This is a genomic window from Rhodanobacter sp. G2-10 (assembly GCF_055809185.1).
Map to the genome: position 1 here is coordinate 2,280,310 of NZ_CM147900.1, position 26,525 is coordinate 2,306,834.

At 64.3% G+C, this 26,525-nt stretch carries 19 protein-coding genes; 9 read left to right on the plus strand and 10 right to left on the minus strand.

Annotated elements, in window-relative coordinates; all coding sequences use genetic code 11:
• Positions 1–57: 57 nt before the first annotated feature.
• Positions 58–1,077: an NADPH-dependent aldehyde reductase Ahr gene (gene ahr, locus AC0L58_RS10440; RefSeq protein ID WP_473683102.1), complete on the minus strand. Its 1,020-nt coding sequence runs from the start codon at positions 1,075–1,077 to the stop codon at positions 58–60.
• A 230-nt stretch (positions 1,078–1,307) separates the two neighbouring features.
• Between ahr and AC0L58_RS10445 the strand changes: the two genes are divergently transcribed.
• The gene (locus AC0L58_RS10445) at positions 1,308–2,150 is read left to right on the plus strand and encodes a class I SAM-dependent methyltransferase (protein WP_473683104.1); all 843 of its coding nucleotides are present in this window, start codon (positions 1,308–1,310) and stop codon (positions 2,148–2,150) included.
• 21 nt (positions 2,151–2,171) lie between these two features.
• On the opposite strand, the gene AC0L58_RS10450 is transcribed toward AC0L58_RS10445, so the two are convergent.
• Positions 2,172–3,353, minus strand: a complete 1,182-nt coding sequence (locus AC0L58_RS10450; RefSeq protein ID WP_473683106.1) for a serine hydrolase domain-containing protein — start codon at positions 3,351–3,353, stop codon at positions 2,172–2,174.
• Positions 3,354–3,555: 202 nt separating this feature from the next.
• Between AC0L58_RS10450 and AC0L58_RS10455 the strand changes: the two genes are divergently transcribed.
• Together AC0L58_RS10455 and AC0L58_RS10460 are read left to right on the plus strand one after the other, a co-directional pair.
• Positions 3,556–3,717 carry a hypothetical protein gene (locus AC0L58_RS10455; RefSeq protein ID WP_473683108.1) on the plus strand — a complete coding sequence of 54 codons (162 nt, stop codon included), beginning with the start codon at positions 3,556–3,558 and terminating at the stop codon, positions 3,715–3,717.
• Positions 3,718–3,837: 120 nt separating this feature from the next.
• Positions 3,838–5,112, plus strand: a complete 1,275-nt coding sequence (locus tag AC0L58_RS10460) for a M24 family metallopeptidase (protein WP_473683110.1) — start codon at positions 3,838–3,840, stop codon at positions 5,110–5,112.
• Positions 5,113–5,872: 760 nt separating this feature from the next.
• Here AC0L58_RS10460 and AC0L58_RS10465 read toward each other — a convergent pair.
• The 4 genes from AC0L58_RS10465 to AC0L58_RS10480 all read right to left on the minus strand — a co-directional run bounded on the left by AC0L58_RS10465 (position 5,873) and on the right by AC0L58_RS10480 (position 12,233).
• Positions 5,873–6,715 carry an endonuclease/exonuclease/phosphatase family protein gene (locus AC0L58_RS10465; protein WP_473683112.1) on the minus strand — a complete coding sequence of 281 codons (843 nt, stop codon included), beginning with the start codon at positions 6,713–6,715 and terminating at the stop codon, positions 5,873–5,875.
• Positions 6,716–6,821: 106 nt separating this feature from the next.
• Positions 6,822–8,741, minus strand: a complete 1,920-nt coding sequence (locus tag AC0L58_RS10470) for a M61 family metallopeptidase (RefSeq protein WP_473683114.1) — start codon at positions 8,739–8,741, stop codon at positions 6,822–6,824.
• Positions 8,742–8,981: 240 nt separating this feature from the next.
• Positions 8,982–11,597, minus strand: a complete 2,616-nt coding sequence (locus AC0L58_RS10475) for a DUF3857 domain-containing protein (RefSeq protein ID WP_473683116.1) — start codon at positions 11,595–11,597, stop codon at positions 8,982–8,984.
• Positions 11,598–11,822: 225 nt separating this feature from the next.
• Positions 11,823–12,233: a hypothetical protein gene (locus AC0L58_RS10480; protein WP_473683118.1), complete on the minus strand. Its 411-nt coding sequence runs from the start codon at positions 12,231–12,233 to the stop codon at positions 11,823–11,825.
• Between the two features lie 212 nt (positions 12,234–12,445).
• Between AC0L58_RS10480 and AC0L58_RS10485 the strand changes: the two genes are divergently transcribed.
• Together AC0L58_RS10485 and AC0L58_RS10490 are read left to right on the plus strand one after the other, a co-directional pair.
• Positions 12,446–13,129, plus strand: a complete 684-nt coding sequence (locus AC0L58_RS10485; RefSeq protein WP_473683120.1) for an SDR family oxidoreductase — start codon at positions 12,446–12,448, stop codon at positions 13,127–13,129.
• Positions 13,130–13,414: 285 nt separating this feature from the next.
• A complete protein-coding gene (locus AC0L58_RS10490) occupies positions 13,415–14,926 on the plus strand; it encodes a hypothetical protein (protein ID WP_473683122.1) in 1,512 nt (503 codons plus the stop codon).
• A 215-nt stretch (positions 14,927–15,141) separates the two neighbouring features.
• On the opposite strand, the gene AC0L58_RS10495 is transcribed toward AC0L58_RS10490, so the two are convergent.
• Positions 15,142–16,500 (minus strand): HD-GYP domain-containing protein, encoded by a 1,359-nt coding sequence (locus tag AC0L58_RS10495; protein ID WP_473683124.1) that lies wholly within the window; start codon positions 16,498–16,500, stop codon positions 15,142–15,144.
• A 196-nt stretch (positions 16,501–16,696) separates the two neighbouring features.
• On the opposite strand from AC0L58_RS10495, the gene AC0L58_RS10500 reads away from it, so the two are divergent.
• A complete protein-coding gene (locus AC0L58_RS10500; RefSeq protein WP_473683126.1) occupies positions 16,697–17,452 on the plus strand; it encodes a class I SAM-dependent methyltransferase in 756 nt (251 codons plus the stop codon).
• Between the two features lie 170 nt (positions 17,453–17,622).
• On the opposite strand, the gene AC0L58_RS10505 is transcribed toward AC0L58_RS10500, so the two are convergent.
• Positions 17,623–19,248: an alanine/glycine:cation symporter family protein gene (locus tag AC0L58_RS10505; protein ID WP_473683128.1), complete on the minus strand. Its 1,626-nt coding sequence runs from the start codon at positions 19,246–19,248 to the stop codon at positions 17,623–17,625.
• Between the two features lie 529 nt (positions 19,249–19,777).
• Here AC0L58_RS10505 and AC0L58_RS10510 point away from each other — a divergent pair.
• Complete coding sequence (locus AC0L58_RS10510; RefSeq protein WP_473683130.1) at positions 19,778–20,989, plus strand: HD-GYP domain-containing protein; 1,212 nt, start codon at positions 19,778–19,780, stop codon at positions 20,987–20,989.
• Positions 20,990–21,365: 376 nt separating this feature from the next.
• On the plus strand, positions 21,366–23,294 hold the full coding sequence (locus tag AC0L58_RS10515; protein ID WP_473683132.1) for a CocE/NonD family hydrolase: 1,929 nt from the start codon (positions 21,366–21,368) through the stop codon (positions 23,292–23,294).
• Between the two features lie 56 nt (positions 23,295–23,350).
• Here AC0L58_RS10515 and AC0L58_RS10520 read toward each other — a convergent pair whose 3' ends face one another.
• Positions 23,351–24,652: an MFS transporter gene (locus AC0L58_RS10520; protein WP_473683134.1), complete on the minus strand. Its 1,302-nt coding sequence runs from the start codon at positions 24,650–24,652 to the stop codon at positions 23,351–23,353.
• 347 nt (positions 24,653–24,999) lie between these two features.
• Positions 25,000–25,380 carry a VOC family protein gene (locus AC0L58_RS10525; RefSeq protein WP_473683136.1) on the minus strand — a complete coding sequence of 127 codons (381 nt, stop codon included), beginning with the start codon at positions 25,378–25,380 and terminating at the stop codon, positions 25,000–25,002.
• Positions 25,381–25,506: 126 nt separating this feature from the next.
• Between AC0L58_RS10525 and AC0L58_RS10530 the strand changes: the two genes are divergently transcribed.
• Positions 25,507–26,259, plus strand: coding sequence for a M90 family metallopeptidase (locus tag AC0L58_RS10530; protein WP_473683138.1), 753 nt, complete (start codon positions 25,507–25,509; stop codon positions 26,257–26,259).
• Positions 26,260–26,525: the final 266 nt, after the last annotated feature.

Genomic DNA, 26,525 nt, shown 5'->3' on the forward strand with positions numbered 1-26,525 from the left:
TACGGCGCTGCACCCGCGGACGTGATGACCTGCATCAGCAAAAGCCCTGGGCAACGTTTACTTGCCGCCCTGCGCATCCAGCACGATGCGGTAGCGAGCCTTGCCGGCTTCGAGGTGGGCCAGCGCTTCATTGGCCTGGCTCATCGGGAAATGCTCCACTTGCGGGCGGATGTCGTGGCGCGCGGCAAAATCCAGCATCCGCGCCAGATCCACCGGCGCGCCGGTCGGCGAACCGGATACATCGCGCTGGCCGGAAATCAGGGCGAATGCCGGCACCGGAATCGGCTCGGTAACCACGCCGACGACATGCATGCGACCGCGCTTGGCCAGGGTGCCGAGCAAGGCGTTCCAATCCATCGGCACGTTGACCGTGACCAGCAACAGGTCGAGCGACCCGGCAATCGACTTCAGCGCCTCCGGATCACGGCTGCCCACCACGTGATGCGCCCCGAAGCTGCGCGCCTCCTCCGCCTTGGCCGGCGTGGAAGTGAATGCGGTGACTTCACAACCCCAGGCGGCGGCAAACTTGATCGCCATATGGCCCAGTCCACCGATGCCGACCACACCGACCCGTGCCGTCGGCGGGATGTCGTAGGCGAGGAACGGTTTGAATACCGTGATGCCGCCACACAGCAACGGACCGGCGCTGGCCAGGTCGATCGTCTCCGGCAGCGGAATCGCCCACGCCCAATGCGCGCGCAGCTTGTCCGCGAAGCCGCCGTTGTGACCCAGGATGGTTGCCACCGATTCCCTGCACAGGTGCTGGTCGCCGGAAAGACACGATTGGCAATGCATGCAGCTGCCGTTGGTCCAGCCGATGCCGACGCGCTGCCCGACCTGCAAGCCCTTGGCCTGTGGCCCGAGTGCCGTGATCGTGCCGATCACTTCGTGGCCGGGAATAAACGGATAGCGCGCGTTCCCCCAGTCGTTGTGCAGTACCGACAGATCGGAATGGCAGACGCCACAATAGTCGACGCGGACCTCGACCTCTTCCGCGCCGAGCGCGCCGGCATCGATGGTCTGCCACTGGAGCGGCTGTTTGGGGGCCGTGGCGACCCAACCTGTAATCGTTGACATGGGAATGAATACCTCCGAAGGGGAAACTCACGAAATGCTAGCTGCCAGTCTACGCCCGTCGAGCGCAAGAAACGGTTGGCTCATGCACCTTGCGTTCCCCGCGCAGGACTCGCTCCTGCTCAAGGCCTGCACGCTTGCGTCGCCCTGTACACTTTCGACGAGCACGTGGGCGCCGAGCGCGTCAGGCAGATGCCATCCCAACGACCAACACCACCCAGGGAGTTCCCATCGTGTCGCATTATTCCGGCCCCCTGCTCACGCGCCAGGTTGCTGAAGCCCTGGCGGCCGCGCGCGATACGGGCAGCACGGCATGGACCGGCTCGCTTGATCTCGGGCTCTCCACGGAAGACGTTTCGCTGCAACCCGGGGCCTGGAGCCGGCGCGCGCAGAGCTACCCGTATCCGCCCAAGCTGAAGGACCGCACGATCTACTGTTGGGATGGCGACGAATTTGTTCCCGCCGCGCGCTTTTCCGGTTCGCTGATCAAGCTGGTGCCGACCGAATGGGGTGCGCCGACGTTCGAGATCGACGGCATCAAGATGCTGCCGACGTCGAAGGAATCGCCCATCGAGGATGCGCGCCGCAAGGTGGCGCTGGTCGGGGCTCGCGGCAAGCAGGTGCTCGATACCTGCGGTGGCCTGGGCTACTTCGCCGCCTGTTGCCTGGAGGCTGGCGCGGCGCGTATCCATTCGTTCGAGAAGAACGTCGACGTGCTGTGGTTGCGCACGCTCAATCCGTGGTCGCCGGATCCTGATGCAATCAGCAGTGGTGGCCGCTTGCAGCTGGAACATGCCGACGTGTCACAGGCGATCACCCGCATCGGCGACGCGTCGATGGACGCGCTGCTGCACGATCCGCCGCGCTTCGGCATCGCCGGCGAGCTGTATTCGCAGGTGTTTTATGACCAGCTTGCTCGCGTGCTGCGTTCCGGCGGGCGCCTGTTCCACTACACCGGCAGCCCGAACAAGCTGACCAGCGGTCGCGACGTACCACGCGAGGTGGCGAAGCGGCTGGAGAAAGCCGGGTTCAAGACGCAACTGGCACTGGATGGTGTGCTGGCCACACGCCACTGACCGGCGCGGTGCGCGACGCACTCAAGGTGTCGCGTCAGCGGCCCGCTTGACGGCTGCCACGAACGCCCGCCGTGACGCCACCAGCGCCTTCGATGTTGCCTGTGGCCAGGCACCCAGTTGCACGATCACCAGTTGCCGCGCCGGATCGACGTAGACCATCTGGCCGTAGATGCCGATTGCGGCGTAACTCCCATCCGCATCGGTCCACCACAGATAACCGTAGCCATGGCCGGGACTGTTCACCTCCTGCTGCCGACGCAGGGCGCCATGCATCCAGGCGTCGGCGATCATCGGCGTGCCGTCGATGCGCCCACCATCAAGCATGAATTGGCCGATGCGGGCGTAGTCGGCGAGCGTGGCGGACAGACCGCTGCCACCGGTATCGCTGCCGTCGCATTCGTCCTTCAGCCAGTAGGCGTCCGCAGCCATGCCATAGGGCTTCCAGATCGTCTGCGACAGGAAACTCGCCAGCGATTCCTGGGTGGCACGCTGGACCAGGATGCCGAGCAGATCGGTTTCAGCCGTGTTGTAGTTCCAATGGCTGCCCGCAGGCCACTCGCGCGGCAGCTTCGCCAGGTACGAGATCACGTGCGGCTGACCGTTCTCGCAAGCACTGCGGTACATCTGCGCCACGTCGGAGTGCGGGTCCGCATAATCCTCGTTCCAGCGCACGCCGGAGGTCATGGTCAGCAACTGCTGCACGGTCACCTTGGCATACGCACTGTGGCGCAATTGCGGGATGTAGGTATCCAGCGTGTCGTCGAGGCTGTGAATGTCTCCGCGTTGCAAGGCGATGCCCAGCAAGGTGGACGTGACCGATTTGGCCACGGAAAAGGATGTCCAGCGCTTGTCCGGCCCGAAACCGGCCGCATAGCGCTCCAGGCGGATACGCCCGTGCTGAAGCACCATCACGCCAGCCAGGTGGTGCTGCTTCATGTAGCTGACCAGCGTGGTGGAGCCGTCAGCCCAACGCGGAACAAGTGCTGCGCCCTGCACCAGGGCATGCACATGGGTACCGTGCGCCACGCGATCCGCCGGGAAGATTTCGTACATCCGCGAGAAGCGTGCGGTGTGCTGGGCCTGGGTCCAGAACAGCACATCCTCGCGTTGCTGGCCGACGCTCTGCTTGTCCTTGGCCAACGCCGGTGGCGAAGCGAGAGCAGGCAAAGCGAGCAACAGACAGAAGCAGACAAGCGAACGCATGGAATTTTCCGGAGACTGGGGCTGACGGAGAGGACGTTCAGATCGTCCATCGAATGAAGATCAGGCAACAGCCCATTCTAGAACTTGATGAGTGCCTGACGTCGAAGTTTCACCGCGCAACGCTCCTCCCTCGACGCAACGATGATGCCCTCTTAACCCGATGCCCCGCATGGTGTGCCAACCCATCACAGGCGAGAACCTCATGAAAACCGACGACCGGCAAATGGCCAAGCGCGGCACCGAAAACGCCAAGCACGAACAGGAAGACGCTGCAGCACGCGATCATCCTCGACAACGCAAGGCCGGTAGTGCCCAGGCCCGGGCCAAGGCACGCAAGCAGAAGGACAAAAAGTCCGGCGCGTAGGTCTGCGGGCCTGACAGGACATCGACGGATGCGGAACTTCCGCATGTATCGCGGTGCGCTCTCTGGTGCAAGAATGAATTTCCTGCATGCACGGAGTGGCCGATGCACATTGATGAAGACATGAAACCTGAACGCCGTCGATTCCTCAAAGCCACCTCGTTGGGGGCGGCAGCCTTGCCATGGCTGGCGACGGGCGCAGCGAGAGCGGAGGGCTGCGCCACCCCGTTGCCACCCTCGATCACGGCCTTGAAGCCAGTCGCGCCACTTGCCGTGCCGATCACCGATACCGAGCGAGAAGCCCGACTGCGCAAGGCGCAACGGCTGATGGCGGATCACGGGATGGACGCCATCTTCATGGGCGGCGGCACCTCACTGGAATATTTCACCGGCATTCGCTGGTGGGTCAGCGAGCGCACCACGGGCATGTTGTTGCCCAGGTCCGGCGATCCGGTCTTCATCACCCCGGCGTTCGAGCGCGAGCGCACGCTCGAGCAGATCAGCGTCGGCAAGAAAGACGTGCGTACCTGGCAGGAAAACGAAGATCCCTACAAGCTGATTGCCGGCGTCCTCGCCGAATGGCACGCCAGCACAGGCACGCTGGGCATCGAGGAGCAACTGCGCTCGGCCAAGCAATTCGGCATTGCCCAGGCGGCACCCCATGTCACCCTGGTCAGCGCCACGCCGGTCATCGCCGGTTGCCGCTCGATCAAGAGCCCGGCGGAACTGGCCTTGATGCAACTGGCCAACGACGCCACCCTGGCCGTCTATCACGCCGTGTGGAAGGCGCTGCAACCGGGCATGACCCAGCAGCAGATTTCCGATCTGGTCGATGCGGCCTATGCACAGCAAGGCCTGCAGGGCGAGGTCAGTATCAACGTCGGCGCGTTCACCGCCTCGCCGCACGGCTCACCCGTACCGCAGCACATCAGCGAAGGCACAGTGATCATGCTCGATGACGGCTGCAAGGTCGGCGGCTACCAGAGCGACCTCACCCGCACCTTCGTGCTGGGCAAGGCCACCGACAAGATGAAGCGCGTATTCGACATCGTGCGCCGCGCCCAGCAGGCCGCATTGAAGGCGGCGCATCCGGGCGCCACGATGGAGTCCGTGGATGCCGCTGCGCGCCAGGTGATCGTGGATGCCGGTTACGGTCCCGGCTACAAATACTTCAGCCACCGCGTCGGCCATGGCATCGGCATGGACATGCACGAGTGGTACTACCTGGTACAAGGCAATACGCGTCGACTCGAACCGAACATGACCTTCAGTGACGAGCCCGGCATCTACATTCCCGGTGAATTCGGCGTGCGGCTCGAAGACGACATGCACATCACCCCCGACGGCGCGCGCTGGTTCACGCCGCAGAGCCCGTCGATCGAGCAGCCGTTCGGCTAAGCAAATCACGACAAACCCGAATCACCGCAACCAACCCGTAGGGCGGGCTCTGCCCGCCGCGACTTGCGCAAAGGCCGAGAAGCCGGCGGGCAGAGCCCGCCCTACGTGGTGCGTGGCGTGACCGCGTGCAGCTGTGGCTCGACGGCGACATGCACGTCACCCGCGATGGCGCGCGCCGACTCACCCCGCAGAGCCTCCATTCGGATAACCAAATCGCGACAAACCCGAATCACCGCAACGAACCCGTAGGGCGGGCTCCGCCCGCCGCGACTTGCGCAGAAGCCGAGAAGCCGGCGGGCAGTGCCCGCCCTACGTGGTGCGTGGTGTGACCGCGTGCAGCTGTGGCTCGACGGCGACATGCACGTCACCCGCGATGGCGCGCGCCGGTTCACGCCGCAGAGACTCCATTCGGATAACCAAATCGCGGCAAACCCGAACCACCGCAACGAACCCGTAGGGCGGGCTCTGCCCGCCGCGACTTGCACAAAAGCTGGCGGGCAGAGCCCGCCCTACGTGGTGCGTGGCGCGACCGCGTGCAGCTGTGGCGCGACGGCGACATGCACGTCACCCGCGATGGCGCGCGCCGGCTCACGCCGCAGAGCCTCCATTTGGATAACCAAATCGCGGCAAACCCGAACCACCGCAACGAACCCGTAGGGCGGGCTCTGCCCGCCGCGACTTGCACAAAAGCCGGCGGGCAGAGCCCGCCCTACGTGAAGGACCGCCTGCAGCCGAGGTGCGACGACAACTGGCAGGCCAGCTACTCCTTGATCAGATCTGCCACTACCGGAAAATGGTCGGACGGGTAACGCGCACTTTCGTGGGTGGTGACGGTACGCACATCGCGCGCCTTGAAACCACGCGTGAGGATCCAGTCGATGCGCCGGTCAGGCGTGCCGGTGAAGTTGTGAAACGTCTTGGCCGGGCCGGAGCGCGCGGCTGCCGTGACCCAGGCGTCATGCAGCGTCGTGGTCAACTTCGCGTGGACGGGGGTGTCGGGACTGCAATTGAAATCCCCGGCCAGGATCACCCGATCCGATGACGGCAGCGCCGTGATCCGTCGCATGATCTCCTGCGCACTCAACATGCGAGCGTGGACATCCTGCTCAAGGTACGGAAAGTGCGTGTTGAAGTAGTCGAACGTGCCGCCGCCGTCGCGTAGCCGGAACCGCGCCCAGGTCACCATGCGCGGGTACGGTTGGCCCCAGGTCTTGCTGCCGGGGATGTCTGGCGTATCGGACAACCAGAAGTCACCGGAACGCAGCACCTTCAGGCGGTCCGTGCGATAGAACACGCCCATGTGCTCACCCCTGGTACCGCCATCGCGCCCTTGTCCGAACCAGGCGTAACCGGGAAGGTGCGCCGCGAGATATTCGCCCTGCTCCTGGGTCAGCTCCTGCGTGCCGAGCACGTCCGGATGCTCGGCCTTGATGACTTGCACCATCAGGTCGCGCCGGTTCGCCCACGCGTTCATGCCGGTATCCACCGGTACCCGCACATTGAACGTCATCACCCGCAGCGGGGCGCTCGCGCCCCACGCCGGCGCGGCCAGCCCGAGGCTCAGCACGCATGCAAACACCGACAAACCAGCACGCAAATTCATGACACATCTCCTCCACACCATCGATGGAACCCATGCCCCGCCGTTGGCGCCAACCCCAACCGGAAACCAGGCAACGTCAGCGACACCGCGCGGCTCTGCGTCACTCCTACTTTCGTGCCGCGATGATCTGGCTCAGATAGTCGGGCGTACCGTCGATCCGCACCAGATGCGGATACTGCAGGCCGTCGTGGTAGTCCACCGGCACGGTCTTGAACTCGCCCTGGTATTTCAGCATCAGCTTGATCGGCGCCTTGTCGTTTTTCGCCGCCGCGATCGCGTCTTTCAGCACGTCCTGCGTATAGGCCTGGCCGTTGACCGAAACCAGGGTGGCGCCGGTGCTGACACCAGCCTTGAATGCGGGGCCGTTCCAGCGAACGTCGTTGATCTGTCCGTCCTTGCCCATGGTCAGCCCGATCGACCAGGTGAAGTTGAACAGATGCCGCGGGGATTCCCGCCGGCTGTTGTATTGCTTCTCGTAGGTGCTTTCCTTGTCGGTGTAGACCAGCTTCCAGCCGGATGCGGCCAGGCCGCCTTGCAATGGCGGGTCGAGCGTATCGACACGGGCGCGCAGGAACTCGGCCCAGTCGTTCTTCACCACGCCGTTCAGCGCCGCCACGACATCGTCGAAGGTGTAGGTCCTGGTGACGAAGCTACCGTCATCCATGCCGAAGAACGCGCGCGCGAAATCGTCCAGCGATTTGCGATCGTGGGTGAGCGCTCGAATCCTGGCGTCCACCGCCAGCCACATCATCTGGCCGCCGCTGTAATACTCCTCGCTCATCTGCCAGCTGCGATACGGCAGGCCCGAGCGCCGCGCCGCGGTGGGATCGTTGGTGGTGTCCTCCAGCGTGCGCCAGCCGAAGCCCGGTCGGTTGCGGTCGTAATTGGCCGCCACCATCGCCAGCGCATCGCGGAACTGCTGCGGGGTCCACATGCCCGCACGCGCGGTCAACACGAAGCCCCAGTACTGGGTCTGCCCCTCGTAGACCCACAACAACGAGTCACCCATCGGCACGTTGAAATTCGGCGTCCACAGGTCCGCCGGGCGGCGGAACTTGCCGTTCCAGGAATGGGTGTACTCGTGCGCCAGCAGATCGCGGTTGGGCGCATTGTCGGCCCACGCGGTGAAGTAATCCGCGTCCATCCCGTCCTCGCTGGACTGATGGTGTTCGGTACCGTTGCCCGCCAGCACGTCCGACAGCGAGAACAGGAAGTCGTAGTGATCGTAGTGCTGCGAGTCGAACAACTTCAGCGCCTGGGTCACCAGGGCGCGATGCACCTTCAGCTGCTCGGGCGTCATCTCCAGGTACTTTGGCGCGTCGGCGACGATGTCCAGGTGCACCGGTACCTTGGCGCCCGGATTGAGATCGACGCGCTTGAAGTAGCGGCCCGCGTAAATCGGCGAATCGACCAGCGTGTTGTACGGGACCGGCTTGAAGGTGGTCGTATCGCCCGAGTGCGACGCCGTCTCCAGTGCGGTGCCCAGCTGCCAGCCCTTCGCCAGCTTCACACTTGGCGCGAAGGTGATGCCGCGCGAGTAGTAACCCGCGGGATACAGCGACATGCTGCTCCACATCATGTCCATCATGCGGTCGGTGACCTCGAACCCGCCCGTGCGCGGGGACAGATACTGGAAGTCCGCTTCAAGTTTTGTGACGCCCGCAGGCACGTCAAGGTGGAACGCGTAAACGTTGTACTTGTCGCGCGTCCACTTGATCGGCTTGCCATCCGCGCTCAGCTTGAGCCCGGCCAGCATGTCGACCGGACCCACCGGCGAATGGCTGCCGGGAATCCATTGCGGATACAACAGGGTCAACGGGCCTGCCGCCACCGGAATCGATTCGTGCACCCGGAAGATGCCCTGGGCGGTATTGCTGGCATCGACCTGGAGCGTGATGGTGCCCGGGTACGGCGTGTCCTGCGGCGCTGGCACCTGGTTGCTGCGTTGCTGCTGCGCAGATGCCGGGCCGCTGACAAACGCCAGCGATGCAGCAAGGGCAAGACAGGCCGCAACATGTCCTGTCATTTGCCGAAAGTGAGCGGGGGAAGCAGATGACATGATGAACTCCGACAGGAACAGGTCGACAAAACTAGCACCACGACGCCGGTTTTACAGGTCCGGCGCAGTCAATTCCGGATATCAGTTCCTTCCTTGGCCCGCGAGCATCGGTCGCAAGCGCGCGAAACGCGCGCTCTGCCATCGATTCAAGTCCGTCCGCGGCAGCAAGCTCCAACGCGGGCTTGGGTCACCGCCGGATGTCCGGGTTCAATCGGTTCGGCTGGCCTCCTCGACCATCGCCAACCGGCCAACGCCAGCCGCCCTGGCTGGCTCGGGCAGCGGCGGAACACTTGCGCGATATCGCCTCACAAAGGTTGCCTTGACGCGCTGCGAGTTCGACAGATAGGCCGCCCAGAGCATGACCCCGAGGGCACCCCCCACCACCCTCGAAATGTCGTCCGAAGATACCGTCAGGCCCGGTATCGCTTTCATGAGCACCAGATCGCTCACCTGCAGCAGGATGGCAGCCACCAGCAGTACGATCGCCATTCGCGGGAAACTGCTGCGGCGTTTGAAAAGCAGGACAAGCAACAACAGGGAAAACACGACCTGTGCCAGATTGGCAGCCAGTTCGAACAGCAGCAGAGGCGCCCACAAGGCGTTGTAGCTGCTGCTCCCGTAGGTTGTCAGCAACGACCATCTGTCGATCGACAAGGCGTCGACCATGCGAACCAGACCGGCGCCAAACGCCAGCGGCCTTATCGCCAGCATCAACGTCAGTACCAACAACCAGCCGCCGATCCCGACCAAGCTGGTGTCGGGATCTTTCGCGGGCACCGGATCGTACGTGTAGGTGACCCTGGCCAACCAGGCAAAGAATCCGAGCATGCCCAGCGCCAGCAAAGCGACCGGCCAGTTCATTCGATCCATTCCCGACGCCTGGCTGCCGGAGCTGTTTGCCAGGGGGTTGCCCCACGAGAACTGATACCCGGCCAGATTCCGCGCGCGCGCCAGATTGCCCAGATAGCGTGCCATGTCCTTCGCGGGCACTTCGTCCGTCAGCGTCTGGAAGTGGTCGGTGATGATCAGCTGCCGTCCATTCCTCGCCACCGTTTGCACGAAGTGGAAGGCCGGATCATCGATCGTCGTCGAGTGTGGCTTGACCGACCAGTCCTCCGGCATGCGCACCTCGGTGCGCTGGCTCACATCATACGGATAGGCCAGCTGCAACGGAGACTTGCGGACGGTCACGGCCGGATCACGCAGTGCCTGCACGATGTCGGACAGATGGACTGCCGCGACGTGACCCGCGCCATCCGCCGATGGCGAGGCCATGTCGGGGATGGTGTACGTCTCCAGGGTGGTGACGCGATTGGCCGCCTCATCGTCGTGGACCTGAATCGGCGCAGCCACCGTGAGGTGCGGATAGTCGCTGGCGTAGAAATTCAGGTAGTTCTTCTGTACATCCGCCAGATTGGTCGAGGACAAGTACCCACGGATCGATTCGGCAGCGGCGCCGCTGGTCGTGGTTTCCACCGTGTAGCGCACCGGCTTGTCGAAGCCATCGCTGGCATCGAACATCACGCGCAGTTTCTGGCTCGATGCGTCGGGCCTGGCCCGCGCCATCGCGACAAGTCCCTGCGTCGCAGCATCCACGACCAGCGCCGGGCCGTAATCCGGCTGATACAGATGGGCAAGATCGGCGTTCTGGGTACGGCGCGTGGGGTCGATCCACCACGTCTTGCCGTCAACATGTGCCTGGACCAGCACATGATCGAATGCCCCAGGACTGGGCAGCACGTCGGCAAGACCACGCTGCAGGCGCGTGTTGACCAGCGCCGCATGCGCCTCGATGCCCAGGTGCTGCAGCAGGGTCAGGGTGAGCAGGGTCTTGTCCTTGCAATCACCGAAGCGACGCGCGAACACCACGCTGGGCGGGTTTGGCGCATGCGAATTCTCGCCAATCTCCACGCCGAGGTAGCGAACCTCGCCCTGGACCAGGCGCAACGCCGCCAGCATCCGCCCGGCGGGCGTCTTCTCGGCCTTCGCGATGCGATCGACCTGCGTCTGCAGCGACCGGTCCAGCGTCGCCGGCACCCGGTACAGCGGCTGTGCCCAGCGCGCCACCGCCGACCAGTCGGGAAACTCGCTCCAGTTCACTTCGGCGTATGGCGAGTACCAGTCAGGCGCGCCCTTGTCCACGTGAAGCACCGGCGGGTCGACCAGGTCCCACACATGCTCACGCAGCCCGTCGTGTTCGCTGACGGTCCCCTGCATCGTCATGTTGCGCAGGGCGATCGTCAGGTGCCGATCCAGCGGCACCAGCAGTCGCACGTGAACGCGCGCCACCGGCACCCCGAACTGCAGTCCCAATCCGCCAAAATCGCGTCCATGGAACACGGGATTGCGACCGAACCTGCTGTACGCGTAGTCGATCGTGTCGCCCACGCGCACGTCGTCGAGGAACACGTTGACCGTCTTGGTACCGTCGTAGATCCGCGTCTCCAGCTCGGTCTCGCGTTGCAGCACGCGGATCTTGGCCGTGGCCAACTTGGGAATGACCCGGCCATCGCGCACGATGCGGATCGAGTGCAGCACCAGCTTCTGATAGGAGGGATCGAATGGAATCTCGATGTTTGCCACCGAGTCCACGCCATCGGCATTGAGCGCGGTGCTGACCAGCCGGTGATACGTCACATACTGATCGCCCGCCAGGATCTGCTTGTCCGTCAACAGATAGGCCACGCCATCGCTGCCCTGACTGGCCTGGTTCGCGCCGGACACGCCGGGCCGGGTGGGGACCACCCACGCAGGAACCGGCCCGATCGCGTACTCCGCCGCGAACCCGACGGCAGGCATCAGTATCAGCAGAGTGCCGATCACGGCCGCCCTCAACCAACCGTCCTGCGTAGCCCACGTACGCCACGCCGAGCGCATCCCGTGCATCCCCAAGGCCCTGCTCCGATTCCCCCCCAAGCTCCGAATCCTACCGGAATCCGCCGCCGTCAGAGAATGATCGGTTCAGCCGCCCGATCTACTCGGACAAAGCCGTGCTGCCCGGGCCGGGACGCACGCCCGGAGCGGGCCCGTCGACAAGCGACAAGCTGCCTACTTGACCTCTTGCAGCGTGCTCAGCACCTTCTGCGCATCGGCGTGGGCACGGTCGAGCGTCTTCGCTTGCAGGCCTTCTTCCGCCTCGCGATACGCCGTGCGCAACGTACCCTCGATCGCCGCTTCGCCCTTGGCGTCGACAATCGCGCCATTGCCCATGCCCTTGCAGGGGTTCCCGGCCGAGCTGTCGAATGCCTCGCCCATGGGCCCGACCAGACAGTTGATGACGTGATGCAGATGCGTATGCACCATGTTCACATCACCCGCACCGAGCGCCATGCCGGCATGCGAGGTGGCAGTCGCCACCTGCTTCGACGCCGCGCTGGTACCGTCAGCCGCCTGCGCAGCGATGGGCGTCGCGCATGCAAGCAGCAACGCGGGAATGAAATGAACGAGATTCTTTTGCATGACACTACTCCAAGGAACGCGGTGCTTGCCGCAATCCCTGAAACGTAGCCCGGAGCGGGTTGTGAAAGCGTGATTTTGCCTTGCTGCAGCAGGATCAGAACAGCAGCTTGCGTGCGTCACCGCCATCGTCAATCCGAGCTTGCCTGCCCATCTCCCTTTGCGGCACAAGGTGCGCGGGCTATCCTTCCCCATTGACCGTACGGGAGAACACCATGCAACTGGAAAATCGACGCATCGCAGTCACCGGTGGTTTCGGCGCGCTGGGTAGCGCCACCGTTCATGCCGCGCTCGGCGCAGGTGCCCGTGTGGTCGCCATCGATCGCACCGATCCGCCGGCTGGCGGGCTTGGCGATGCCACATGCCTGGGCGGTGTGGATCTTGCCGATCCGCATGCCGCGAAGGAGGCGCTGACTGCGGCGGCGACATCGATGGGCGGACTCGACGCGCTGGTAAATATCGCCGGTACCTTCCGCTACGAAACCGTGGCCGACGGTGATCTGGACACCTGGGATCTGCTGTACCGCATCAACCTGCGCACCGCGGTGGCCGCCAGTCAGGCCGCGCTGGAACACCTCGAGGCCGGTGGCCGCATCGTCAATATCGGCGCGGCTTCCGCGTTGAAGGCCGGCGCCGGCATCGGCGCCTATACCGCCTCCAAGTCTGGCGTGATGCGCCTCACCGAAACCCTGGCCGAGGAACTCAAGGAGCGCGACATCACCGTGAACGCGCTGCTGCCCAGCATCCTTGATACGCCGCCCAACCGCGCCGACATGCCCACCGCCGACTTCGCCCGCTGGGTCACGCCGCAGCAGCTCGCCAACGTGATCCTGTTTCTGTTGTCCGAGCAGTCCTCGGCAATCACGGGAGCGCTGATACCCGTGACAGGACGCGTGTAACGCACTCGTCAGTCGCTCGAAGCGGCGCGACCATGCACGCTCTCCGGCCCGTGCCGGATCCGCAAGGCGCTGGCGGCACCAGGTAAATTTCCACCTCGTCGGTCACCGATCAAGCCCGTACCCGCAACGAGCGCCTCCCGGACACCTTGCCCTCGCTGCCGCCTCATGCTCCACCCATGCTGCAGGGACCCGCATCCATGTTGTAGATTCCCGGTTGGGAAGCGAGCCGCGGTTTCCATTGCGCGCATCCAGCTTCCGACAGGGGAAATCATGCGCTCCATCTTGATGATCGTGGCGTTGCTCGCCGCAACGTGTACAGCACACGCTTTCGACGCCGCAGCGGCAGCGAAGAAATCCAGCGAGTCATCCGCAGCGCCAAAGGCGCTCATCCAGACCGTGATGGCCGGCCTGCGCGAAGCTGCCCAAGACAACCCGGAAAGCGCAACGCCGCTCTTGTACCAAGCCGCATATGACAGCCGTTTCGCGCAACTTTCGGACGAATTGCGCTACAAGACCTTGTTCACGATCGGCGCACTGGCGATGCGGGACACCGACCGCCAGGCCGAGGCGCACGGCATGCTGGTACGGGCCACCGCACTCCCGCGCGCTGACAGCGAAGCTTGGCTGGATCGAGCGGGAACGGCCTATGCCATCGGGGATTACGCAGACAGCGCATTCTCCATTACCGTCCTCGGACGGCATTGGCCCGACGTGCTCCGCACGATCTCCGACCAGCCCATCTACGTCATCAACAACGAACTCGCGGCGGACACAGCGCATACCCATGTCAGGCAAGCCATGTTGCAGGCGCTGTTCGATGCCAGATGGACGGATCGCGACGGCCAACCCAGCATGCTCTGGCGCGATCTCGCCGGTTTGCTGCAGAAGGAAGGCAACACCGCGCAGGCTGTCACCACGGCGTCGCGCATCAACTCGGCCCGGGTCATCCTGTCCATGCTTGTCGACAAGCGCTTCGATCCCGTGACGCTGCACAACCTGCAGACGTTCAGTGTGGATCGGGCGGTCGCCGCAGAACTTGCCGCCGCGCATGCTTCGGTTGCCGCCCACCCCGACCGGCTACGCCCGCTCACCACGCTGCAGGCCCTGCTTCTCGATACCCGGCAATACGAGCAGGTACTGGCCGTCACCGATGCCGTGGTGGCGGCAGCCCGCGCCGGCAAGGGCAAATCCATCTATTCGGACTTCGACGACCGATATGTCTGGATCCTTGCCCAGCGCGCCCGTGCGCTCATGCGACTCGGTCGCTGGGACGACGCGGCCGAACAATGGGCCGTCGCCGCCCGGAGACCAGAACGGGGCGGCATGAACGTCAGTCAGATCATCAATCTGGGCGACTACTACGCGAATCTCATGCAACCCGTCCGCGCGCTCGACATGGTCTCCGAACTGGGCGAAATGAGCCCATACGGCCGGATGAACCTGCAGCTGGTAAAGCTGAAGGTCGCGGTACAACAACACGACCAGCCCGCCATCGACAAATACCTGGCCTACATGCGCAAGCATCAGGCAGACGCGATCGGCTTGTGGCAGCAGGCACTGCTGGTCGACAACGATCGCGATGGCGCCGCCACACTACTCATCCAACGCCTCAAGAATGAGTCGTGGCGAAGCAGTGCCCTGGTCGAGATGCAGCATTACGCCGAAATACGTCACACCCCGCTTGGCGCCAAGCTGAGCAAACGTTGGAACGCGGTCGTTGCGCGGCCGGCGGTGCAGCAAGCCCTGCGCAAGGTGGGAAGGATCGAGTCATTTTCCTTGACGCCCGATCAGATGTGAGCCCGCTCGAACGACTCTGAATCGGCGCATCGCGAGAATCACGCCGCGGCAGGACATTCGGCCACGTGCCGGCGCAGCGTGGAGCCGCGCCGAGGCGGTGCGTCATTGCGTCAAAGCACGATCCGCATCAAGCGTTGCATGAAAATGCGCCACCTTAAGCTGCTGACGGAATGCCTCGACAGTCAGTACAGCCGCATGCCGCGCGCCCGTCCGCGTCACGCGCGCGCCACCGACTCCAGTGCCTCGAAGCAGCTCCGGTCCAGCGACGCGCCTACCATGCCGCGCATGATGTCCAGTGTCTTCTCCACCGGGGTAGCCGCGTGATAGGGGCGTTCGGAGGTGATCGCGTCGAAGATGTCGGCGACCGTGATGATGCGGGTTTCCAGCGCGATCTGCGTGCCCGTCAGGCCGCGTGGGTAGCCGCCGCCGTCAAGACGCTCGTGGTGCGCCCCGGCGATCCGTGCCAACTCGGCGAAAGGTGGAACGCGGGCAAGGATGTCCTCGCTGTACGACGCGTGCTTCCTGATCGACTCCCATTCCTCGGCATCGAGTCTGCCCGGCTTGTCCAGGATCGTGTTGCTCACGCCAAGCTTGCCCACGTCATGCAGCAGTGCGGCTCGCCGAAGCCAGCGTCGACGCGCTGCCGGAACCCCCAGGTGCTCGGCGACACGATCGGAGACATCCGCGACGCGGCCGCTGTGGCCAGCGGTGAACGGGCTCTTGGCATCCACGACGCTGCCGAACGCCAGCGCGATCGCATCGAGATAATCCTCGTCCACCGCAAACGCGGCCCCGGCCGGTTCCAGCGTTCGAACCGCTGCATCGATGTCCTCACCCGCCAGGGTCTGCCAGAACGCCGGTTCGGCCGCGACGGCCTCGAACGCCTCGACCACCACGGGATCGAACCAGCTGCCGGACCGGCTGCGTACCTCGGCCAGCGCCGCCTCGCGACCGCTGCTGAAATGAAACACGTCCACCACTTGCGCCAGCAGCGCGATCCGCGAACCCAGTGGAATCGCGTCGCCGCCGCGCCCTTCCGGTTGACCACTGCCGTCGAAGTGCTCGTCCAGCCCATGCACCGCGCCGGCGACGCTTTCGGGAAAGCGCAGCTGACGCGCGATGTCGGCCCCTCGCGTGCAGCGGGTCTGGATCAACTCGCGGGACACCTGCGAGCCATTGCGCATGATGAACAACAGCGCCGACAACCGCTTGTGCCAACGATCACCCGGTCCGGTGTGACTGACCACGAAGCGCATCAGACTCGACGCGTTCGCGCCGACACGCTTGAAATCGTGCTTGAACCGGCGATCGTCCGCCAGGTACAACTCGCAAATGCGTGCGGCATTGCTGCTGCAACCCAGGTCCTTGAGCAGGAGGGTGTAGTACAGCGCCCACAAGGCGTCAGCATCCATGCCCAGGCGCCGCCCGACATGGACGCCGATCCATGCGCAGCGCACGCAATGGCCCGGCGGCTGGCCTTCGGTTAGATCCAGCGCATAGCTGAACGCACCGATGAGATCACCAAGTTGCAGCGAACTGACCGGCCCGGTCACCGGCTCGTAGCGAATATCCATGCTCGGGTGCCGTCTCACTCGGAAGTCATCACTGTATCGCGCAAACCCGGGAAAGCTTGAGATGCACCGTGGCGCACGGCCGGGCAAGTGGCAAAGAACCGACCTTCTAGCACACAGGCTGCCAGTGGGTGTTGTCCGGGACGGGACTGGTACACTCGCGCCACGCGCACCTGGCGCTCTCCCCGAGCATCACCCGATGCCAGCCACGCTTCCGCCGGACAACGATCAGGTCAACAGCCGCGCCGAGAGCTTTCGTACCGGCTTTGACGGGCGGCCCATGCGCGAATACAAGGGACTGCCGATCTACGCCGCGCCCGGGTTGCACGAGGCGGCTGCGCGGCTGCTGGGCAACGCCGTCGCCAGTCACGCGCGTGTACTGGAATTCGGCGCCGGCAGCGGCGCGATGTCGTTGCGACTGGCTGACCTGGGTTTCGACGTCACCGCCAGCGACCTTTTCGCCGAGAGTTTCAAACCCGCGCACGTGCCTTTCGTGGCGGCTGATCTCAATGGCGCGTTCGCTGCACAATGGCCACGGGGCTTTGACGCTGTGATGGCCCTGGAAATCATCGAACACCTGGAAAATCCGCGAGAGGTACTGCGCCAGATCCGGGCCTTGCTGCCCACCGGCGGACAACTGGTGCTTTCCACCCCGAATATTGCCAATCCGGTGTCGCAGGCGCTGTTTCTGCGCAGCGGCCAGTTCCAGTGGTTCCGCGATGTCGACTATCGCGAGCAGGGCCACATTACGCCACTGAGTCCGTGGGTACTTGAAAAAGCACTGCATGAGGCAGGCTTCACCATCCGCGCCGAGCAGGTGGTTTGCAGCCCTTTCCGCCGCATACGCCGACTTGGCTGGGACGTGCGATTGCTCGCGCCGATGTTCGTCCTGTTTGGTCGCCACCCCCCGGCGCGACGCGGCGAACTGTGGCTGATTCGCGCCGAGGCGACCTGAGGGACGGGACACGTCGTCGATTCCGATTCGTCGCGGGCCTGGGACGCAATCTCGCGACGGGATTGCGCTGCCCGGGTCAACGTGGGCATCGGCCAGCAGGACATCCGCCGGACAAGGACGCCCGGTGAACACGGAGCCACTCGATCCAGCCCTATGCCGGCAATTGGCCATCAGCCCGCGGGTTCCGCCATCGGCCGTTTCCGGTAGTTGCGGATTTCGCCGCTGCGGACGCGCGCCAGGTAGCTGTCCAGCTCGCGCTTGACCACCGGCGCCAGCAGGTACAGGCCGATCACGTTGGGCAGCGCCATCACGAAGATCATCGAATCGGAGAACTCGACCACCGCCGCCATGTTGCTGGCTGCGCCGACCACGACGAACACGCAGAACAACAGCTTGTACCCGATCGCGACGCGCCTGGATTCACCAAACAGGTAACAGGCGGATTTCTCGCCATAGTAGGACCACGCCAGCATGGTCGAGAATGCGAACATGAACACGGCGGCCGTCAACAGATACGGGAACCACGGCAGCACCGAGGCGTAAGCCATCGACGTCAGTGCGACGCCGTCGCCGACGCCTTCCTGCTGATACATGCCGGTGATGACGATGACAACCGCGGTCATGGTGCAGACCACGACGGTATCGATGAACGGTTCCCACAGCGCGACCAGGCCTTCGGTGACCGGTTCGGCGGTGCGCACCGCCGAATGGGCGATCGCCGCCGAACCGATGCCGGCTTCGTTGGAGAACGCGGCGCGGCGGAAGCCCTGGATCAACACGCCGACGAAGCCGCCATACCCGGCCTCGGGCGTGAAAGCCCCGGAGACAATGGCCTGGAAAGCCTGGCCAGCGAAACCGATGTCGGAAAAGATGATCCACAGGCTGCAGGCCACATAGAGGATCGCCATGAACGGCACCAGCTTGCAGGTGACCCGCGCGATCGACTTGATCCCGCCGATGATCACCAGCCCTACCATCACGGCCATCACCAGGCCGAACAACCACCCCTTGTCGGCAAGCACGCTGGCCTGGCCGCCGCTCATGGCGACGAACTGCTGAAAGGTCTGGTTGGCCTGGAACATGTTGCCACCACCCAGCGAGCCACCGATACAGCAGACCGCAAAGACGATCGCCAGCAGCTTGCCGAACCCCTTGAGGCGCGGGTACTGCTCGGCAATGCCGCGGGTCAGGTAATGCATCGGGCCCCCGGACACGCTGCCATCGGCGTTGTGCCGGCGGTACTTGACGCCCAGCGTGCACTCCACGAATTTCGAACTCATGCCCAGCAGGCCGGCAACGATCATCCAGAACGTGGCGCCGGGCCCGCCGATGCTGATCGCAATGGCGACGCCGGCGATGTTGCCCAGACCCACCGTACCCGACAACGCCGTCGCCAGCGCCTGGAAGTGGGTGACCTCACCCTTGTCGTGACGATGGGCATAATCCCCGCGGATCAACCGCAGCCCCTGCTTGAAACCGCGCAAATTGATGAAGCGGAAATACACGGTGAAAAAAGTCGCCGCCACGATCAGCCACAGCACCATCGCCGGCATGGTGGCGCCGTTGCCCAGTGGAATCGGATAGAACACCACATCGGAAATGGCCTGCGCCACCGGGGCGAACAGCGCATTGATGCGATCGTCGGGCTTCGTGGCTGGCGCGGTGGCAGCCCAAGCCGACGTGGCGGGGAAAAATGCCACAAGGGCAGCCAGGCGGGCCATGCGGAACGAACTGATGTGTTGGTTGATGCGTGCGGCATCGGTGTCGGTGGCGGTCAAGTTGTGGCCTTGAGTCATCGGCACTCTCTATGTCTTGGGAAGTCGAAGGACGACAGTCACGCGCGGTGGATTCCAGGGCCCTCACGAAAAACCTGTTGCCCAACAACGTGCGTGCGCGAGGTGGTCAAATGGCTGCGAGGCTTGCCAGGCGGATGGAATGTCCCACCGGCGCGTGGCCTGACGTCTGCATGCAAGAGTGCCCGAGCAAGGCGCTCGAAAATAGTTGTCAAGGACAAGGGTGACATCGCAGGTTGCCATCGGCGATCGGCGCATCACGGAGCCGACGCCGCCCGCGGCGCCGCGTGATGACTGCGGGACATCCGCTTGCCGAACGCAAGTCCACACGAGTCCTTGCCGTGACAAAAATAGCCACGACTAAAGTTTCGGCGAGCAGCGCCGATAGGCGTACGAGGTACCCCCGCTTCGTGGAGAAACCACGTTCATCAAGTGGATGACGGACGCGTCTGGCGGTGCGCATCAGCGCACTTGTGGTCGGCCGATCGAATGGAAGGTGCTGCAGATTGACGAGCCTCGGACGCACAAACGCATGAACTCGCCGCTGAAAAAAGTCCCGATCACCCAGGTCACACGGGGCATGTACGTCCACAAAATTTGCGGCAAGTGGATCGACCATCCGTTCTGGAAAGGGTCGTTTCTGGTGTCCGACGCAAAGACTCTCCGCACCTTGCGGGCGCTGGGTGACAAGGAGGTCTGGATCGATACCGACAAGGGTGCGGATGTCGTTCCGATGGTGTCGGACACGTCAGCGCCCAACCCGGACGAGGCCGCCGCGACGCCCGTTGCGGAAACGGGACTCGTACCGCCGCGCACGGCCTTCGGCAACGAAGTGGTTCGAGCCGAGGCTGTGCGCGATCGCGCCAAGGGCGTGGCGAAGGCGTTGTTTCACGATGCGCGCATGGGCAGGGCATTGAGCATGGATGCCGCCACCGACATCGTCGAGGAGGTGAACGACGCAATCATGCGCAACCCGGCGGCCATGCTCAGCGTGGTGCGACTGAAGAAGAAGGACGACTACACCTATCTGCATTCGGTCGCGGTTGCCGCGCTGATGATGGCACTGGGCCGCCGACTCGGCGTCGAAGGTGGGGACCTGCGGGAGCTGGGCATGGCCGGGCTGCTGCACGACATCGGCAAGGTAGGCATCGCCGACAAGGTGCTGAACAAGCCCGGGCGTCTGGATCCGCTGGAGATGTCTTCCATCCGACTGCATCCGCAGATCGGCTGGGACATCCTGCGCAGTGTTCCCGGCACCCATGCGGTCACACTCGACGTCTGCCTTCACCACCACGAAAAGATCGATGGAAGCGGCTATCCCGACAAGCTTTCCGAAGCGAACATCAGCCGTGCGGCGCGCATGGGCGCCATCTGCGACGTGTACGATGCGATCACCTCCAACCGTCCCTACAAGAAAGGCTGGGAGCCCGTCGAAGCCATTCGGCGCATGGCCGAATGGCAGGACGGCCATTTCGATCGCGAAATATTCCACACCTTCGTCAGAATGATCGGGATCTACCCCACCGGCACCTTGGTGCGACTGCAATCCGATCGTCTCGCCGTGGTTCTGGCCCAGGGCCACAACAGCACCCTGACTCCGACCGTGAAGGCTTTCCGTAACCTGTCCTCCAACGAGGACATCGAGCCCGTCCAGCTCGATCTTGACGATCAGTCCGACGCCATTGTCGGCATCGAAGACGCGCTGGATCTGGATGTCGACATTCCCGCATTGCTGCGGGCCTGAAGCTGCCGACGGGACGTCCCTGACTCTTTCGGGATCTGCTCAAACAGTGGACCGAGCGCATGTCCGCTGAGGGCAGACATGTCTGAAACTTGCTTGCCCGCATAGTAAAGGCGCCCGATCCGCCCAGTCGGGCACCTTCCCGCGCTTTGCGGGGGAAGGGACAGTTCACGGACGCCGTCGTGAATGGGCTGCCGCAGAGTGCCCTTCCATCGTTCACGGGGAAGGTGCGCGGCAGGGCGGATGAGGGCAGCTTTCCCGAGCAGCGCTGCAGGAGTCGACTTCCAGATGGTCAAGCTGGATGATTGGATCGCGCTGCGCAGCCGATACGTGACCCGCGCAGCCCCGACACCTTCGCCATCATGAGGACCCTACCCACATGAAAACTGCCGCTTTGCGCCTGCTATTCGTCCCGCTTGCCCTGCTCTGGTCGGCCGCCGCATTTGCTGCACCCGCAACCGGTCAGGCTTCGGCGAAGGTCACACCGGACATGGTGCAGACCGGGTCAGACATTCCGGCCAACTGGAAACAGCCGCAGGGCAACTTCGACTACGTCAAGCGCGAAGTCATGATCCCGATGCGCGATGGCGTGAAGCTGCACACCGTGATCATGATCCCGAAGGGCGCGCACGATCTGCCGATGCTGCTGGAACGCACGCCGTACAAGGCTGACGGCTTCATCCCGAACAACAGCCTGCACATGGCCGACGCCGTGTGGTCGGGCGACAAGGACTGGGCCGACGGCAGCACCATCCTGGTGTGGCAGGACGTGCGCGGCAAATACGGCTCCGAAGGCAAGTACGTCATGACGCGGCCGCCGATGGGGCCGCTCAACCCGACCAGGACCGACGACACCACCGATGCCTGGGACACCATCGACTGGCTGGTGAAGAACATCAAGGCATCGAACGGCAAGGTCGGCATGATCGGCTCCTCCTATGACGGCTGGACCGTCGCGATGGCCCTGCTCCACCCGCATCGCGCACTGAAGGCTGCAGCGCCGGAGAGCCCGATGATAGACGGCTGGATGGGTGACGACTGGTACCACTACGGCGCCCTGCGCCAGGTGAACCTCGATTACTTCAGCGGCCAGACCACGGTGAAGGGTTCGGGAGAAGGCATTCCGCGCGCGAATTACGACGACTACACCAACTTCCTCCAGGCCGGTTCGGCGGGCGACTACGCGGACGCCAACGGTTTCAGGCAGCTTCCCTGGTGGAACCGTTTTGCTGCCCATCCGGCCTACGACGCCTTCTGGCAGCTCCAGGCCCTGGACAAGATGCTCGCCGCGCATCATTCCAGCGTGCCCACGACGTGGCTGCAGGGCTTGTGGGATCAGGAGGATATCTACGGCGCCGTCCACGCCTGGGAAGCGCTCGAGAAGGCCGGGCACCGCAGCAACAACCACCTCGTGATCGGCCCCTGGTGGCACAGCCAGATCAACCGCGATGGCTGGCACATCGGGCCACTCAAGTGGCCTGGCAACACCACCGCCCAGTTCCGCCGGCAGGTGATGATTCCCTGGTTCAACCATTACCTGCGCGACACGCCGCTGGCCAAGCCACTCCCCGAAGCGATGATCTACAACGCAGTGGAAAAGCGCTGGGACAGCTTCACCGACTGGGAGGCGGCAAGCGACCAGCAACTCACCCCGCTCTACCTGCAGGCAAACATGGGGCTGGGTTTCCAGCAGCCGAACGGCGGCAGCGACAGCTACGTGTCCGATCCGGCCAAGCCGGTGCCGTACCTGCCGCGTCCGATTCCGGCGAAGAACGACCGCTGGCGCGCATGGCTGGTCCACGACCAGCGCTTCGTGACGGACCGGCCCGACGTGCTGTCCTACACCACGCCGGTACTGACCCAAACCGTAACGGTCCAGGGCGCGCCGATCGCCGACCTCTTCGCCCGGACCACCGGCACCGATGGCGACTTCGTGGTCAAGTTGATTGACGTCTATCCCGGCACCGACCCCGCCGATCCCGCCATGGGCGGCTACGAGCTGCCGGTCTCGCTCGACATCTTCCGCGGGCGCTATCGCAGCAGCTTCGCCGATCCGTCACCGATTCCGGCAAACCTGGTGCAGGAATACAAGTTCCGCCTGCCGACCGTGAACTACGAGTTCAAGCCCGGTCACCGGATCATGGTGCAGATCCAGTCCAGCCTGTTCCCGCTCTACGACCGCAACCCGCAAACCTGGGTGCCCAACATCCTCTTCGCCAAGCCGGCGGATTATCACAAGGCGACGGTGACGATCGAGCACGGGTCCGACGGGCGCAGCGCGATATTGTTGCCGCTGGGGAAAGCCTGAACCGGCAACGGGAAGCGCATGCAGGAAAGGAACCTGGCGACGCGGCCGCCTTCGGCTCAGGTCACCCGCTCGCCGGCTGCCACGCGAGCGGCTATCACGTCCGCCGGCTCGGGGTGGATGGCCAGGCGCAGCCGTCCATCAGCCCGAGACAGACGCAGATGGCGATGCCTGACCAGATACGCCACCGCGACGCCGGCTGCCGCGAGGCCCGCCAGCGCGCCGACGCCCAACGCCCAGCGCGCACCAAAACGATCAACCACCCAACCGACCAGCGGCGCGCCGATCGGCGTACCGCCCATGACCACGGCGATACGCAGCGCCAGCACCCGGCCGCGCATGGCGCGCTCGGTGGTGAGCTGCATCATGGAGTTGCTGGCCGTCATGAAGGTGAGCGCCGCCAGGCCGACGAAAAACAGCACGGCCGCGAACAGGTAGGCGCCGGGCATTGCGGCCGCCACGGCCAGGGTGATGCCGAAGGCAGCCGATGACGAAGCCATCAGGACCATGCCGGGAAACGCCCGGCGCGCCGACAGCAAGGCGCCACACATGGTGCCCGCCGCCATCGCCGAGGTCAGCAAGCCGTATTGACTGGCGTCGCCGTGGAACACGGTCACCGACATGGTCGAGATGAAGATCGCGAAATTGAAGCCGAACGTGCCGAGCAGGAACAGCATCACCAGCACCGCGATCAGGTCGGGCCGCTGTCCCACATAACGAAACCCCGCCAGCAAGCTGCCGCGCGTGCTTGCCGGTCGCGCCTCGACGTGCAGTTCGTGAATTCGAAGAAACCACAGCGACACCAGCACCGCCGCGTAGGAACCCGCATTGATCAGGAACAACCAGCCTTCGCCAACCGCCGCAATCAACACGCCCGCCACCGCCGGACCGAACATGCGCGCGGCATTGAAGGAAGCCGAGTTCAGCGCCACGGCATTGGCCAGATCCTCGTCATAGACCAGATCCGACACGAACGCCTGGCGGGCCGGCGCGTCGAATGCGGTGACGCAGCCCAGCGCCAACGCAAAGCCGTACACCTGCCACAGCTGCACCACGCCGGTAACCGTGACCAGACCCAGGCCCAGCGCCAGCAGCCCGGCAAGGCCCTGGGTGACGATCAGCAGCTTGCGGCGGTCCAGGTGATCGGCGGCAAGTCCGCTCAGCGGCAGCAGCAACAGGGGCGGCCCGAACTGCAGCGCCATCACCGTACCGACCGCCGTCGCGCTGTGATCGGTGAGCACGGTAAGCACCAGCCAGTCCTGCCCGACGCGTTGCATCCAGGTGCCCACGTTGGACACCAGTGCACCACCCGCCCACAGCCGGTAGTTATAGCTCTTGAGCGAATGGAACATGCTGCTCATGGCGTGAGTGGCAGCTCCCTCACCGCGCCGACCTCGACGACGGAGCTCCGGCCAAAGTCGCGCACGCGACCGAATGGATACCCGGCCATCAGCGCACCCCGCGGCCGCACGGCAGATCGGCCCCGGAGACCGGGCGTCGCTCGTGGTACGACGGGGCAAAGATGGTCGGGAAGATGCTGTCAGTCACGCCGCTGATGAGGTGGAGCATTGCAAGGATGGGAATGATGTCGCCCGCGAAGCAGGCGGGATGGTGAGTCGCGGGACGGGAAAAATACCGGTGCAGTGTACCCAAAGCGCGGCGAAACCTTGCCGCTGCCACGAAAACGCGCACGGCCACAGGCCGCCAGTCACTCTGTGGCGGGCGGTTCCCACAGCTCGACCTTGTTGCCTTCGGGGTCGATCACCCAACCGAACTTGCCTTGCTCCGATTCGTCGGTCTTGTCCATGACATTACAGCCTTCGCTTTTCAGCGCAGCAAGCAGCGCATGCAGGTCGGCGACCCGAAAGTTGACCATGAAGCTGGCCGTTCCAGGCTCCAGATAGGGCGTGTCCTGCTTGAAAGCGCTCCAGAGCGTCATGCCTTTTTCGCTGCCGGGGCCGCCCCAGTTGAAAACGGCGCCACCCCAATCGGTCAAGTCCAAGCCAAGGTGATCCCGGTACCAGGCACCAAGCGCTTCAGGATCATTCGATTTGAAGAAAATGCCGCCGATCCCCGTTACGCGTTTCATGTCGTCTCCGCCTGGGCCAGAAAGTTCTGCTGCAGTCTAACGCCGGGCGACGGCCGTCGCCGGGCTGTGGCATCCGGGGAACGCGCCCCCATCTTCGGATCATGCGACTCCTTCCGGGATCCGGCCATGTTCGACAAAATCAGAAACTGGCGCGTGCGGCGCCTCATCGCCCGGCGCCCGATCGCCGAAGCGCCCTGGCGAGCCGCGCTCGAGCACTGTGCCCCGGCGCGCCGGCTGGGTGCTTCGGACCAGGCCACGCTGCGCGTGCTGGCTACGCTGTTCCTGGACCGCAAATCGCTGGAACCGGTGCAGGGCTTGCATCTGGATGAAGCCGACCGCGTCTTGCTGGCAACCCACGCCTGCGTACCGATCCTGAAGCTGGGCTTCGACTGGTACGACGGTTGGCACAGCGTGATCGTGTACCCGGCCGCGTTCATTCCGCGGCGCGAGCACGTGGATGCCGCGGGCGTAGTCCACCAGACCAACGCCGTGCTGGCCGGTGAAGCGTGGGGACGCGGGCCGGTAATCCTGTCGTGGGCGGATGTGCTAAAGATCGGGCAGCAGCCCGGCCACAACGTGGTCATTCACGAAATGGCCCACAAGCTCGACATGCTCAACGGCGACGCCAACGGCTTTCCGCCACTGCACCGACGCATGGACCGTCACGCATGGTGGGAGATCTTCTCGAGCGCATGGGACCGGCTGCAGGAGGAGAAGCGCTCGGGGGCCGAGCTGCCCATCGACCCGTATGCGCTGGAGAGCCCGGCCGAGTTCTTCGCGGTGGCCAGTGAGCAGTTTTTCGAAGCGCCGGCAGCACTGCGCCAGCACTTGCCGGAGGTGTATCGACTTCTCACGCAGTTCTACCGCCAGCACCCGTGATTGGCGAGATGAACCCGCGTACGAATTGCATGCTGGCCGCATGCAGAGATCCGGCGGCGCGCGATCGCGAGCACCAACCATCCGCACATTCATTGTTTAAAATGCCTTGATCAGGCCCGCACCAAGGTTGGGCCATGCGACCTACCTGTTGCTGGCCGAAACCGACACGGGTGGCGAGCCAGCGTACCAACCTGCCTGGATCCACTACTGACGCCTGCGACGAAAGCGCCCACCGGCGACTACGCAATCTGAAGAGCCATTCGCTG